This window comes from Streptosporangium longisporum (genome assembly GCF_039534895.1).
GTDB lineage: Bacteria > Actinomycetota > Actinomycetes > Streptosporangiales > Streptosporangiaceae > Streptosporangium > Streptosporangium longisporum.
This window is the reverse complement of record NZ_BAAAWD010000007.1, coordinates 25063-38092: the sequence shown is the minus strand read 5'-3', so window position 1 is coordinate 38092 and position 13030 is coordinate 25063. Positions and strand designations below refer to the sequence as shown.

Sequence of the window (13030 nt, the reverse complement as noted above, 5' to 3'; positions counted from 1 at the left end):
CACACCTGTCCCCACCGGGTCCCGGTAGGCTTTTGACCATGTCCGCTCCGCTGTGGCCCGCCCCGACCGCGACCGAACCCGTCCGCGCGACCGTCGCCCTGCCCGGGTCGAAGTCCGTGACCAACCGCGCGCTGCTGCTCGCCGCGCTGGCCGAGGGTCCCGGCACGGTACGGCGCGCGCTGCGCAGCCGTGACGCCGACCTGATGGTGGACGCGCTGCGCGCGCTGGGGGCGACCATGATCCCCTCCGACGAGAGCGCCTCCGCCGTCGACTGGGCGATCACGCCGGGCCCGGTCACCGGCGGCGCCCGTATCGACGTGGGCCTGGCCGGTACGGTCATGCGCTTCGTGCCGTCCATGGCGGCGCTGGCGGCGGACGAGGTGTTCTTCGACGGCGACCCGCACGCCCGCAAGCGCCCGATGGGGCCGATCCTGCACGCGCTGCGTGCCCTGGGCGCCGAGGTGAGCGGCGACGCGCTGCCGTTCACGATCAAGGGGCCGCTGACCGGTGGCGAGGTCCGGCTGGACGCGTCGGGCTCCTCGCAGTTCCTCTCCGGCCTGCTGCTGACCGCCGCGCGCTTCGCCAAGGGCGTGACGGTACGCCACGACGGCCCGCCGATCCCCTCGCAGCCGCACATCCGGATGACGGTCCAGATGCTGCGCGAGTTCGGCGTCGTGGTGGACGACTCCGAGCCCGACGTCTGGCGCGTCGAGCCCGGTCCCATCGGTGCCAGGGACTTCACGGTGGAGCCGGACCTGTCCAACGCGGCCCCGTTCCTGTGCGCCGCCATGGTGACGGGCGGCACGGTCACCGTCCCGGGGTGGCCCGCTCACACGACCCAGCCGGGCGACCAGCTCCGCACCCTGCTGGCGGACATGGGAGCCTCCGTGGAGCACACGCCCGACGGGCTGGCGGTCACCGGCACCGGACGGATCGCCGGCATCGAGGCGGACCTGCGGGACGTCGCGGAGCTGACCCCGACGATCGCCGCGCTGGCCACGCTGGCCGACTCCCCCAGCAGGATCGGCGGCGTCGCCCACATCCGCGGGCACGAGACCGACCGGCTGGCCGCCCTGGTGGCCGAGATCAACGGCCTGGGGGGCGACGCGAACGAGACCGAGGACGGCCTGGAGATCCGGCCCCGTCCCCTGTCCGGCGGGGTGTTCCACTCCTACGCCGACCACCGGATGGCCACCGCCGGAGCGGTGATCGGCCTGGCCGTGCCCGGCGTCGAGGTGGAGGACATCGCCACCACGGGTAAGACCCTGCCCGAGTTCGCCTCCATGTGGGCGGACATGCTGCGCGGCGCGCGGTGAAGGGCGAGCGACGGCCTGCAGGCCCTGGAGGCGCCCGGTAACACCGCCCCCGCGGGGGCGGCACCGGGCCGGACGAGGCGGAGAAGCTGAGAAAGCGCGAGTACGACGAGGACGACGTCAGGGTCAGGCCGGGCAAGGGATCCCGGCCCAGGACCCGGATCCGCCCTGCCCACGAGGACGCGGTCCCCGCCTTCGTGGTCGCCGTGGACCGCGGGCGCTACACGTGCCTGGTCGAGTCGGCGGGCGAGAAGGGACGCCGCCGCAAGAAGGACCACGTCGAGGGCGCCGCGATGAGCGGCCGGGTCGTGGTCGCCATGAAGGCACGCGAGCTGGGCCGCAAGGGGATCGTGGTCGGCGACCGGGTCGCCCTGGTGGGCGACGTCTCCGGCATGGAGGACACGCTGGCCCGCGTCGTCCGCGTCGAGCCCCGCGTCTCCATGCTGCGCCGCTCCGCGGACGACACCGACAACACCGACGGCATCGAGCGTCCCGTGGTCGCCAACGCCGACCAGCTGGTCATCGTGACGGCCCTGGCCGACCCGCCGCCCCGGCCCCGGATGATCGACCGGATGCTGGTCGCGGCCTTCGACGCCGACATCGAGTCGCTGCTCTGCCTCACCAAGTCCGACCTCGCCTCACCCGAGGAGCTGGTCGCGCTCTACGCCCCCCTCGGGGTGCCGTACGTGGTGGTCCAGAAGGGCGGCGGCCTCGACGAGGTACGGAGGCGTCTGGAAGGCCGCATCAGCGTGCTCGTCGGCCATTCGGGCGTGGGCAAGTCGACGCTGGTCAACGCCCTGGTCCCGGACGCCAACCGGGCCGTCTCCCACGTGAACGCGGTCACCGGCCGAGGTCGCCACACCTCCACCTCGGCCGTCGCCCTGGAGCTGCCGGAGGGCGGCTGGATCATCGACACCCCCGGCGTCCGCAGCTTCGGACTGGCCCACGTCTCGGTGGAGACGGTGCTGGCGGGCTTCCCCGACCTGATCGAGGGCACCGTCCAGTGCCCCAAGGGCTGCAACCACCTCTCCGACGAGTGCGCCCTGGACGCCTGGGTCGCGGCGGGCCACGCCGACCCGGCCCGGCTCGCCTCCCTGCGCCGCCTCCTCGCCAGCCGGGAAGGCGCCCCGGAGGAGGACCACCCCCAGGACCCCTGACCCCCGGAGGCCGCCCCGCCCCCTCATCCCCGGCGCTCGCCTCCCCACGAGCCCCCGAACCGCACCACGCCACGCCGTCCCCGACACAGCCTCACGAGCATCCCTTCGGGACCCCCGTGAGTCCGCGCCGGCGACTGGACCGAGGAGGACGTGGTCGTGAGGAACGAACGACCACGTCCGACGAGGGAAGGAACCGGATCCAAGCGGACTCACCGCGACGCGCTAGCGTCGCCATGGACACAGAGCCGGATAAGAGCGGACTCACCGCGACGCGAAGCGTCGCCATGTATCAGCGTCGCATTGAAAGAGTCCACGTGACCGTCATCTCGGACACCACCGTGCCGTCGGCTGTCCTGATCTCGATCAGCACGTCGAACTCGGGACGCTCCCCCGCGTCCAGCTTGGCCACGACCTCCTCCTTGGAGGCCCGGAGGCAGGCCTCGGCGACGATCTCGCCCTTGGCGAGCTTGAGGTAGCGGATCGTCGCGTTCGTCACCAGCGGGGTGGCCCGGGACAGCTGGTCGCCGAAGACCGAGATCATGGTGGCGCCCGAGGCGACCTCGGCGACGCTGAAGAGGACCCCGGCGTGCGGGCCGCCCACGTGGTTGTGCAGGTCGGCCCGGTCGGGCATCCGGGCGACGGCGTGGCCCGGTTCCACCGTGTCGAACGAGACGTCCAGCGTCCTGGCGAACGGGACGCTCTGCAGCATGAGGTCACCCACATCGAAGGTCATGACGAGAATGCTACTCGCTGGTAACTTAACCGTCGACGGATGATTTACGCGCTATTCCAGTGACTGATGGGGCGCGACACGATTGTTCCCCTTGCTCCGCTCTCCTCCGTACGGCCGGCGACACGGTAGCGTTTCCCCCCGTGACGGGTTACAACGACGATCTTCGCCTGGCGCACGTCATGGCCGACGCCGCCGACGATCTGACCATGCGCAGGTTCAAGGCCATGGATCTGCGGGTGGAGACGAAACCCGACCTCACCCCGGTGAGCGACGCCGACCAGGCGGCCGAGAAGGCGATCCGCAACACCCTCTCCCGGGCCCGTCCGCGCGACGCCGTCATCGGCGAGGAGTTCGGCGAGAGCGGCCGCGGCGAGCGCTCGTGGATCATCGACCCGATCGACGGCACCAAGAACTACGTGCGCGGCGTGCCCGTCTGGGCCACCCTGATCGCCCTGCTCGACCAGGGACGCGTCGTCGTCGGCCTGGTCTCGGCACCCGCCCTGGGCCGACGCTGGTGGGCCGCCCGCGACAGCGGCGCCTGGACCGGCAGGAGCCTCACCAAGGCCACCCGCTGCCAGGTCTCCTCGGTCACCTCCCTGCAGGACGCCTCGTTCTCCTACTCCAGCCTGGGCGGCTGGGAGGAGGCAGGGAAGCTCGACGCGTTCCTCGACCTGAACCGTTCCGTCTGGCGCAGCCGCGCCTACGGGGACTTCTGGTCGCACATGCTCGTCGCCGAGGGCGCGGTCGACGTCTCGGCCGAGCCCGAGCTCTCCGCCTGGGACATCGCGGCCCTGACCGTGATCGTCGAGGAGGCGGGCGGCATCTGGACCGACCTGTCGGGCGTCCCCGACATCGACGGCGGCAGCCTGCTGTGCAGCAACGGTCCCCTGCACGGCGCGGTGCTCGAACGCCTCGGCTCCGGGCCGCTGACCCTTCCCGTCTGACGCCCATTTGACGCCCTCCGGACGGTCCGTCACCGGTCTCCGTCCGCTCCCTTCAGGACGGTCCGTCCCCGGCTCTCGCCCCCCTCCTCCGCAGGAACCCGTCGCCGGTACGCGACGGCCCGGGCCGGACCCCGCTCGCTCACCCGGATGTCCGGAAGGTGAACGGATCGGTACACCGGACGTGACCGGCGGCCGAAGTCCCCGGCACCGGGACCGGCCCGTCCGGCCGCTCTCCCGCCCGTCCCCAGGGCACCCGCGTCCCGCACCCGGGGCCCCGTCCCCGCATCACGGCCCTCATCCGTCCCGACCAGGCCGGATTCACCCACCGGGTCATCCCCTGCCACCCCGCGCACCACGTCCGGGCCATGGAGCCGTCACGGCCTCTTGAACGTCCGCCGCGCTCCGGAAACCGGTGTCATGCCCCCGGCCAAGCCGCGATATTCACACCCGCGGGCTCACCTCTTCCGGCCCCGGTCATGGCTCGTTTCATCTCCGTTCACTTTGCCCCGGTTTCATCGGAGTCATCGAGAACAGATCTCACTACGGAGAAGGAACATACCGTGACCAGTGGACAGCGCCGTCTCAGCGCGGTGGCGACGGCCGCGCTCGTCGTCTCGCTCGCGGCCGCCTGCGGTGGCGACGCCAAGCCCAGCAGTGACGGCAGCACCACCGCCGCGAACCCTTCTGCCGCTGGCGGCGAGGGCGGCGCGCAGCTGAGCGGCGAGATCAAGATCGACGGCTCCAGCACCGTGGCCCCCCTCACCCAGGCGGCCTCCGAGCTCTTCAGCGAGGAGCAGCCCCAGGTCAAGGTGCCGGTCGGCACCTCGGGCACCGGCGGCGGCTTCGAGCGGTTCTGCGCCGGCGAGACCGACATCTCCAACGCCTCCCGTGCGATCAAGGACGAGGAGAAGGCGGCCTGTGACGCCAAGGGCATCAAGTTCACCGAGCTCACGGTGGCCGTCGACGCGCTGACCGTCGTGGTCTCCAAGGAGAACACCTGGGCCACCTGCCTCACCACCGACCAGCTCAAGAAGATGTGGGAGCCGGCGGCCGAGGGCAAGGTCAAGACCTGGAAGGACGTCGACGCCAAGTTCCCGGCCGAGGAGCTGAAGCTCTACGGTCCCGGCACCGACTCCGGCACCTTCGACTACTTCACCGACGAGATCAACGGTGAAGAGGGCGCCAGCCGCAAGGACTACAGCCCGAGCGAGAACGACAACGACATCGTCACCGGTGTCGCGGGCGCCAAGGGCGGCCTGGGCTACTTCGGCTTCACCTACTTCGAGGAGAACGCCGCCAAGCTCAAGGCGCTGGAGATCGACTCCGGCGAGGGCTGCGTGGCCCCGAGCGTGGAGAGCGCGCAGGGCGGCAAGTACACCCCGCTCGCCCGCTCGCTGTTCATCTACCCCTCCACCACCGCGGTGAAGCGGCCCGAGGTCGCGGCCTTCCTCGACTTCTACGCCGGCAACATCAACGCGATCGCCAAGGACGCGAAGTTCATCCCGCTCAACCCCGAGCAGGAGGCCAAGCTCAAGACCGACATCACCTCGCTGAAGAGCGCCGGCTGATGTCCGCACAGCACCGCACGACCGCTCCGGGGACCTCTGGGTCCCTGGCGCGGTCGCGCCCGCGTTACGGCGAGTCCGTCATCAAGGTCGTCCTGCTGGCCGCGGCCATGGTGTCGGTGGCGACCACGGTCGGCATCGTCATCGCCCTCCTCGAACCGACGATCGAGTTCTTCGCCGCGGTGAGCCTGGGAGAGTTCTTCGGCTCGACCAACTGGGGGCCGCTGTTCAACCCGCCGTCGTTCGGTGTGTGGCCGCTTCTGGTCGCGACGCTGGAGATCACCCTCATCGCCGTCGTGGTCGCCGTGCCGCTCGGCCTGGCCGCCGCGATCTACCTGTCGGAGTACGCCTCCGCCAGGACCCGTAAGATCTTCAAGCCGGTGCTGGAGGTCCTCGCGGGCATCCCCACCGTGGTCTTCGGCTTCTTCGCCCTCACCTTCGTCACCCCGCTGCTGAGGGACGTCTTCCCGTTCCTGAACCTGGACGGCAAGAACGCGCTCGCCGCGGGCCTCCTGGTCGGCGTGATGATCATCCCGATCGTCGCGTCCCTGTCGGAGGACGCGATGGCCGCGGTCCCGAACGGCCTGCGCGAGGGCTCGTACGCCCTCGGCGCCTCCAAGATGCTCACCTCGGTGCGCGTCGTCGTCCCCGCCGCGTTCTCCGGAATCGTCGCCGCCATCATCCTGGCGGTCTCCCGGGCCGCGGGCGAGACGATGATCGTGGCCATCGCCGGTGGGTTCAAGTCGGTCTTCACGCTCTACCCGGGTGACGAGATGGCCACCATGGCGGCCTTCATCGCCCAGGCCGGCTCCGGCGACGCCTCGGTCGGTTCGATCGCCTACAAGACCATCTTCGCGGTGGGCTCCCTGCTCTTCGTGATCACGTTCACGATGAACTACTTCAGCGCCCGCATGGTCCAGAAGTATCGCGAGGTCTACGACTGATGGCCATCCTCACCACCCCGCGCTCCGCCGTGCAGCTCGCGAGCAAGGGACGCCCGCTCAAGGAACACCTCTTCCGCATCGCGCTGATGGCCAGCCTGGCCATCGCACTGCTGTTTTTGGCCATGCTCCTCATCTACGTGGTCGAGGAGGGCTGGCCGAGGCTCAACTCGGTCCTGTGGGAGAACCAGCCCTCGATCCGCCGCCCGGCGACCGCGGGCATCCAGTCGGGCATCTTCGGCACCCTGTGGATCATCGGCCTGACCGCGGTCATGGCCCTGCCCACCGGTATCCTCGCGGCGATCTACCTCGAGGAGTACGCCGACAAGACCAAGTGGTACAACCGGCTGATCGAGCTGAACATCTCCAACCTGGCGGCCGTTCCCTCGATCGTCTACGGCATCCTCGGCCTGGGCATCATCGCCCGCTGGATGCAATTCGGCTTCACCGTGATGACCGGCGCGGTCACCATCTCGCTGCTCGTACTGCCCATCGTGATCATCTCCGCCCGTGAGGCGATCCGCGCGGTGCCGCCGTCGATCCGCGAGGGCTCGCTGGCGCTGGGCGCCACCCAGTGGCAGACCATCTACCGCCAGGTGCTGCCCGCGTCGATCCCCGGCATCGCGACGGGCTCGATCCTGGCGCTCTCCCGGGCGATCGGCGAGGCCGCCCCGTTCCTGATGCTGGGCGCCGCGACACTGGTCCGGTTCAACCCGGAGGGCGTGTGGAGCAGCTTCTCCGTCCTGCCGTTGCAGATCTACAGCTTCATCAGCCGTCCCCAGGAGGAGTTCGCCATCCTCGCCGCGGCGGCGATCGTGATCCTGCTGGCGATCCTGCTCCTGATGAACTCGGTCGCCATCTGGCTCCGTAACCGCTACCAGAAGCGCTGGTGAGGAAAGAAATGTCCGAGATTGGAATTTCCGTGCCGAATGTGAACGTGCGCGGACCCGAAGTCCCCCGTACCATCGAGGCCCTCGACCCGGTCTTCACCGTCTCCGGGCTCAGCGTCTTCTACGGCGACTACGAGGCGGTGCGAGGGGTCGACCTGACCATCGGCAACCGCGAGATCACCGCCATGATCGGCCCCTCCGGCTGCGGCAAGAGCACCGTGCTGCGCTGCTTCAACCGGATGAACGACCTCATCCCCGGCGCCCGCGCGGCCGGCAAGATCCTCTACCACGACGAGGACCTGTACGGCGACCACGTGGACCCGATCGAGGTCCGCCGCCGGATCGGCATGGTCTTCCAGAAGCCGAACCCCTTCCCCAAGTCGATCTACGACAACATCGCCTACGGCCCCCGGGTCAACGGGGTCAAGGGCAACATGGACGACATCGTCGAGGGCGCGCTGACCAAGGCCGCGCTCTGGGACGAGGTCAAGGACAAGATCAAGCAGAACGCGCTGTCCCTCTCCGGAGGCCAGCAGCAGCGTCTGTGCATCGCGCGGGCGATCGCGGTGAAGCCCGACGTGATCCTGATGGACGAGCCCTGCTCGGCCCTGGACCCGATCGCGACCACCAAGATCGAAGACCTGATGCAGGAGCTGACGCGCGACTACACGATCGTGATCGTCACGCACAACATGCAGCAGGCCGCCCGCGTCTCGGACCGCACGGCGTTCTTCACGGCCGAGGTGGACGAGGCCGGGGTACGGCACGGCCGGCTGGTGGAGTTCGACGAGACCAGCCGCATCTTCACCAACCCCACCGACAAGCGGACCGAGGACTACATCACCGGCCGCTTCGGCTAACCCATTGGAGGATCCGGGTGATCCAGCCGCAAACGGCACCCGAGGTGGACGAGGACACACGGACGGCGCCCATGCTGCTGGTGGCCGATCCGGAAGCCGCCATGGCCCATGACCTCGCAGAGACCCTGGAACGCGAAGGGGTGAAGGTCATGGCCGTCACCGACGGCGCCCAGGCACTGCTGCAGGCCGGGGCGTTCCGGCCCGACGTCGTTCTCGTCAGTGCCTCTCTACCGGTCATCGGCGCGGTCGAGTTCGTCCGCGCGGTACGGCTCACCAGGGCCGTACCCGTTCTGCTGGGCGTGGGCGAGGGCCACGCCCAGCAGGCCGTTCAGGCACTGGCGGCCGGGGCCACCGCGTGCGTCGCCCGCCCGTACCGGGTGCCCGAGCTGTTGCCGCTCATCCACGCCGCGTTCAGCGGCGACTCCGCCACCCGCGGCACCCTGGTTGTCGGCGGGGTGGAACTGGACGTGAACGCCTACCAGGTGAGCGTCGACGGCCGGATCGTCCACCTGCCGCTGCGTGAGTTCGAGCTGCTGCACTACCTGATGCGCAACGCCCACCGCACGGTGACGCGGGAGCAGATCATGCGGCACGTCTGGCACTCCACCGACACCACCTCGACCAACACCATCGCGGTGCACGTCAAGCGCCTCCGCGCCCGCCTCGGCGACAACGACGACCGGCTGATCCAGACCGTCCGGGGAGTGGGGTACCGCCTGACGGCCAGAGCCTCCTGACCGGACACCGGCGGACGCTGCGCCACGCTGTGCCATCGGGCCCCGGGTCTCACGGCTCGCGGGACGACATCGCGCCCCACGGGCCGGCTCCGGCATGGCCCCGGAGCGGTTCCGGAGCGGTGCGGGGGCACGTTCCGGAAGCGGAGCTCCCCCGGGGGGCCCGGCGTGGCCGCTCCATGGGCCACTTCACGGGCCGCTCAGGCCTCGTCGGCTGCCCAGCCCTCGGCGACTGCTCAGTCCTCGTCGGCCGTGCCGGCCCTGCGCACCTCACCGGCCTCGCCTCGTCCACCGGCTGCGCCTTCGCCGCCCTCGCCGCTTTCGCCGCCCTCGCCCGCCCGGCAGCCGAGCCCGCCCCGGAAGGCGGCCATGACGCGCTCGACCACACCCTCGATCTTGGCGATGCCGGCTCCCATGCTGAGGCCGTCCCCGGTGAGGACGGCCACCGCGTAGTCGTGCCCGTGCCCGCGGATCAGCCCGGCGCTGACCACCACCCAGCGCCCGTTCGCCACATGCCGCAGCCAGCCGTTCTTCAGCGCCACGCGGTCCCCCTCGCACGCGCCCGCGCTGATCCCCCACTTCTGGTCGGGGGTGACCCTCTCCATCAGCCCGAGCACCCTGCGGCGTGTCGCGGGCTCCAGCGGGCTCCTGTCCGTGGCCAGCGCCCTGACCAGCCGGGTCTGGTCCTCGGCGGTGGTCTGCGTGATGCCCCAGCAGTACAGGTTCACGCACCGGCCGCCGGGCGTACGGGTCCGCCTGAGACCGAGCCTGCGGTTCGCGACGTCCAGGCCGTTCTCCAGGCCGATCCGCTCGTACAGCCGGTCGGCCGCGCCGTTGTCGCTGAAGCGGATCATCTTGCGCGCGTCGGACCTGGCACGCCGGTCGAGGTCGCGCCACCGCGTCTCGAGCAGCAGCGCCGCCAGGATGCCGATCTTGGACGCACTGGCCGTCGGCAGCCGCAGGGCCCGGTGGTAGCGGTAGTGCCGACCCGTGGTCAGGTCCCGAACCGAAAGGGTGGTCCGCCCCCCGTACGCCGCCAGGAACGCGTCCAGCCTGCGACTCAGCCTCCCGGCGTGGAAGCGCGGCGGCTCGGCGTCCGGCACCCTGCCGGAGGCGGACGGCGGCGCGGTGCCGGGAAAGACGGGCAGGGGGTCCGCGGCCAGGAACGGCCCGGTCGGGGACGCCGTGGACATCGGGGGCGTCGGTGCCACCTGAGGCGTGGAGGACGGGGTCACCGAGGACAGGCCCACCGGCGACGGATCCCGGTGCACACCGCACCCGCCGACCTGCGCGGCGGCCACCAGGATCACGGCCCCGGCCATCCGGCTACCGGCTCTTGCCATCACATCCCACCGCTCTCCCATGACGTCGCGATCGGGATATGTCCAACCGAGAGTGACAGGAAGACGATGAAGGGGAACCTAGCCCCAATCAGGGCATGAGCCAGGGAATGTCGGACCGGATCGATGCCCGGCCTTGCCGAACGACGGCGATTAACCGGGGGACGATCTCACCCCGGTCGTCTCCGATCGTCCCCTTTCGTCCTCGGCCGGCCACCGGTGACCGGCGCCCGGCCGGGCGAGCGTCGGCGTCACCTCCCGGGATCGGCCGGGCGGCCGAGGTGGTGTCGCCCTGCCGGTGGCGGGCGGCCGGTGTGGTGTCACCTCCGGCCGCCCGCCACCGGCAGGGCGACGATCCCGTCGTTCAGCGGGCGTCGGCGGTCAGCCGCGCGATGCTCTCGTCGTCGCAGGTCTCCCAGAACCCTCCGACGACGTCCTCGAGGTGCTCCAGCGACTCCGCCCTGAACAGCACATCCTGATATTTCGTGATGTCGTAGTGAGTGGTGCCCATGGCGGCGATGTCCAGCGGACGAATGTCCATCCCCCGGAACTCCTCGATCTCCCCGTAGGAGGACAGGATGCCCGCGCCGTACGCCCGCAGCTCGCCCTGGTCCGTCATCACGCCGAACTCCAGCGTGAACCAGAAGATCTTCGAGATGAACTCCAGGGCCTCCTTGCCCTCCACCCGGCGGGCGGCCTGCCCGGCCAGGCGGTAGAGCCGGGAGTACCGGTCGGAGGCGAGCGCGTTGGCGTGCCCGATCACCTCGTGGATCACGTCCGGCTCCGGCGTGTACAGCGGCGTGGAGTGGTGCCGGATGTACTGCGTGGAGTGGAAGAGGCCGTCGGCCAGCACCCCGTAGAAGTCCCTGAGCGGCACCAGACCGGCGGCCGGCACGTACCGGAACCCGGTCAGCGGCTCCAGCAGGTCCCCGACCTCCTGCAGCTGCGGGATGCGCTCGGTCGGCAGCCTGAGCCGCTCCGTCGCGTTCACGTACTCGGTGGTGGCGTACTTCTGGTGCTTGAGGGCGAGTTCACGACTGACCAGGGCCCACACCTCGTGCTCCTGGTCGGTGTACTCGGCCGTCGGGATCGGCGTACCCGGTACGTAGCCCACCGCGAGCGCGGCGATCGCGTTACGGCGAGCGCGGTAGACCGGGTCCGCGAAACCGGGATGACCCGCGCCGAGCTCGACCTCGATCGTGCCGTCGTCACGGGTCGCCACCGGTGCGAAATACTGCGCTTCCTCGAACATGTAGGAAATGACAGCAATTTCTCGAATCGTTGACAAGAGCGACCGGTTCTACTGGGCGATCCGCTCAAGAACGTACGGCGACCACCCGGAAGGACTGGTCGAATCGACCAATCCGGTGCGATCCTCGGAATCATGTCGATAGACGAACTGGACGGCCGCCTCCTGATCACCATGCGAGCCCACCCGCGCATCGGCCTGACCGAGCTGGCCCGCCTGCTCGGCGTGGCCCGCGGCACCGTGCAGGCCCGCGTCGAGAAGCTCACGGCCCGCGGGGTCATCGCCGACTTCGGCCCCACGGTCACCCCCGAGGGCGCCGGATACCCGATCCTGGCGTTCGTCTCGCTGCAGATCGCCCAGGGCCGGCTGAACGAGGCCGTACGCGCCCTTGAGTCCGTACCGGAGATCCTGGAGGTGTACGGCACCAGCGGCCAGGCCGACCTGCTCTGCCGGGTGGTCGCGCGCGGCACGCCCGAGCTTCAGGAGATCATCGCCCGCATCCTGGCCTCCCCCGCCGTCCAGCGGACCGACACCACGATCGCCCTCTCGATCCAGGTCCCCTACCGGATCGAACCCCTGCTGCGCGCCGCGTCCGGCTGACCCCGCAACCCCCCGAACACGATGGCCAGCGTACGGCGCTGGAGGTCGGTGTCCCAGCCCGCGTGAAGCGCCCCGTGGCAGAGGCCGGTGAGCAGGGCGAGCACCTCGTCGAGCCGGACGTCCTCCCGGACGGTCCCGGCCTTCTGCGCACGGACCAGGAGCGTCTCGATCCCGTCGCGCAGCAGCTGGAGCGGACCCGCGACCTGGAGGTCGACGCCGGTCTCGGCCAGCAGGGTGACGACGGTCCTCTTCTGCGCCGCCTGCTCGACCACGCCCGCGACGAAGTCGAACAACTCCTCACCGGGGCGGGATCCCGCGGCGAGAGCGGACAGCTCCTCGGTCAGCCGTTCCAGCAGACCCTTCATGATGGCCTGCAGCAGGGCCTGCTTGGTCGGGAAGTGCTTGAAGACCGTGCCGATGGCGACCCCCGCGCGGGCGGCGACCTCCTCGGTCGACGCCGAGGGCCCCTTCTCCGCGAAGACGGCCTCGGCCACCGCGATGATGCGTTCCCGGTTACGCCGGGCGTCCGCACGCAGCGGCCTCGCGCCGCCGGGATCGTCCGTACGGTCCGATGACGACTTCGCCGGGGTCATGGGCTCCACCCTCTCCACGATGCTTCAGAACGCGACACCGGGCCGGCATCCGGGTGACGCCGCACGGCCGATGACATGAGGCCGGCGCGACGCCGACGCGGGAAGACGCCG

Annotated in this window: 13 protein-coding genes; 9 read left to right on the top strand and 4 right to left on the bottom strand. The window is 70.4% G+C overall.

The genetic code is table 11. The annotated features are described in order from the left end of the window. Nucleotides 1–38 precede the first annotated feature (38 nt). The gene (gene aroA / locus ABD832_RS13195) at nucleotides 39–1316 is read left to right on the top strand and encodes a 3-phosphoshikimate 1-carboxyvinyltransferase (RefSeq protein ID WP_344893601.1); all 1278 of its coding nucleotides are present in this window, start codon (nucleotides 39–41) and stop codon (nucleotides 1314–1316) included. 86 nt (nucleotides 1317–1402) lie between these two features. After that, complete coding sequence (gene rsgA / locus ABD832_RS13190; RefSeq protein WP_344895938.1) at nucleotides 1403–2470, top strand: ribosome small subunit-dependent GTPase A; 1068 nt, start codon at nucleotides 1403–1405, stop codon at nucleotides 2468–2470. A 289-nt stretch (nucleotides 2471–2759) separates the two neighbouring features. Here rsgA and ABD832_RS13185 read toward each other — a convergent pair whose 3' ends face one another. Beyond that, on the bottom strand, nucleotides 2760–3203 hold the full coding sequence (locus tag ABD832_RS13185) for a DUF4442 domain-containing protein (RefSeq protein ID WP_344893598.1): 444 nt from the start codon (nucleotides 3201–3203) through the stop codon (nucleotides 2760–2762). A gap of 140 nt (nucleotides 3204–3343) precedes the next feature. On the opposite strand from ABD832_RS13185, the gene hisN reads away from it, so the two are divergent. The 6 genes from hisN (at nucleotide 3344) to ABD832_RS13155 (ending at nucleotide 9140) form a co-directional block, all read left to right on the top strand. Then, on the top strand, nucleotides 3344–4147 hold the full coding sequence (hisN, locus tag ABD832_RS13180; RefSeq protein ID WP_344893593.1) for a histidinol-phosphatase: 804 nt from the start codon (nucleotides 3344–3346) through the stop codon (nucleotides 4145–4147). A 560-nt stretch (nucleotides 4148–4707) separates the two neighbouring features. Beyond that, nucleotides 4708–5715, top strand: a complete 1008-nt coding sequence (locus tag ABD832_RS13175) for a PstS family phosphate ABC transporter substrate-binding protein (RefSeq protein ID WP_344893590.1) — start codon at nucleotides 4708–4710, stop codon at nucleotides 5713–5715. Then, entirely contained in the window at nucleotides 5715–6656 is a 942-nt protein-coding gene (pstC, locus tag ABD832_RS13170; protein ID WP_344893587.1) for a phosphate ABC transporter permease subunit PstC, read from the top strand. The genes ABD832_RS13175 and pstC overlap by 1 nt, the downstream gene beginning before the upstream one ends. Continuing rightward, nucleotides 6656–7546, top strand: a complete 891-nt coding sequence (gene pstA / locus ABD832_RS13165; protein WP_344893584.1) for a phosphate ABC transporter permease PstA — start codon at nucleotides 6656–6658, stop codon at nucleotides 7544–7546. Before pstC ends, pstA begins: the two co-directional genes overlap by 1 nt. Nucleotides 7547–7590: 44 nt before the next feature. Next, nucleotides 7591–8403, top strand: coding sequence for a phosphate ABC transporter ATP-binding protein PstB (gene pstB, locus ABD832_RS13160; RefSeq protein ID WP_344893581.1), 813 nt, complete (start codon nucleotides 7591–7593; stop codon nucleotides 8401–8403). 17 nt (nucleotides 8404–8420) lie between these two features. Then, nucleotides 8421–9140, top strand: coding sequence for a response regulator transcription factor (locus ABD832_RS13155; protein WP_344893579.1), 720 nt, complete (start codon nucleotides 8421–8423; stop codon nucleotides 9138–9140). 233 nt (nucleotides 9141–9373) lie between these two features. Here the strand turns inward: ABD832_RS13155 and ABD832_RS13150 are convergent, their stop codons facing one another. Further along, nucleotides 9374–10480, bottom strand: a complete 1107-nt coding sequence (locus ABD832_RS13150) for a serine hydrolase (protein WP_344893576.1) — start codon at nucleotides 10478–10480, stop codon at nucleotides 9374–9376. Between the two features lie 361 nt (nucleotides 10481–10841). Next, nucleotides 10842–11729 (bottom strand): phenylalanine 4-monooxygenase, encoded by an 888-nt coding sequence (locus ABD832_RS13145; protein ID WP_344893573.1) that lies wholly within the window; start codon nucleotides 11727–11729, stop codon nucleotides 10842–10844. 132 nt (nucleotides 11730–11861) lie between these two features. Here ABD832_RS13145 and ABD832_RS13140 point away from each other — a divergent pair, with 132 nt between their 5' ends. Further along, nucleotides 11862–12326, top strand: a complete 465-nt coding sequence (locus tag ABD832_RS13140) for an Lrp/AsnC family transcriptional regulator (protein ID WP_344893570.1) — start codon at nucleotides 11862–11864, stop codon at nucleotides 12324–12326. On the opposite strand, the gene ABD832_RS13135 is transcribed toward ABD832_RS13140, so the two are convergent. Continuing rightward, entirely contained in the window at nucleotides 12287–12919 is a 633-nt protein-coding gene (locus ABD832_RS13135) for a TetR/AcrR family transcriptional regulator (RefSeq protein ID WP_344893567.1), read from the bottom strand. The two genes, ABD832_RS13140 and ABD832_RS13135, sit on opposite strands and share 40 nt — an antisense overlap. Nucleotides 12920–13030 lie beyond the last annotated feature (111 nt).

Coding starts and splice junctions, on each gene's coding strand:
- aroA (WP_344893601.1), top strand. CDS start 39: ATGTCCGCTCCGCTGTGGCCCGCCCCGACCGCGACCGAACCCGTCCGC.
- ABD832_RS13185 (WP_344893598.1), bottom strand. CDS start 3,203: ATGACCTTCGATGTGGGTGACCTCATGCTGCAGAGCGTCCCGTTCGCC.
- pstC (WP_344893587.1), top strand. CDS start 5,715: ATGTCCGCACAGCACCGCACGACCGCTCCGGGGACCTCTGGGTCCCTG.
- pstA (WP_344893584.1), top strand. CDS start 6,656: ATGGCCATCCTCACCACCCCGCGCTCCGCCGTGCAGCTCGCGAGCAAG.
- ABD832_RS13150 (WP_344893576.1), bottom strand. CDS start 10,480: ATGGCAAGAGCCGGTAGCCGGATGGCCGGGGCCGTGATCCTGGTGGCC.
- ABD832_RS13145 (WP_344893573.1), bottom strand. CDS start 11,729: ATGTTCGAGGAAGCGCAGTATTTCGCACCGGTGGCGACCCGTGACGAC.
- ABD832_RS13140 (WP_344893570.1), top strand. CDS start 11,862: ATGTCGATAGACGAACTGGACGGCCGCCTCCTGATCACCATGCGAGCC.
- ABD832_RS13135 (WP_344893567.1), bottom strand. CDS start 12,919: ATGACCCCGGCGAAGTCGTCATCGGACCGTACGGACGATCCCGGCGGC.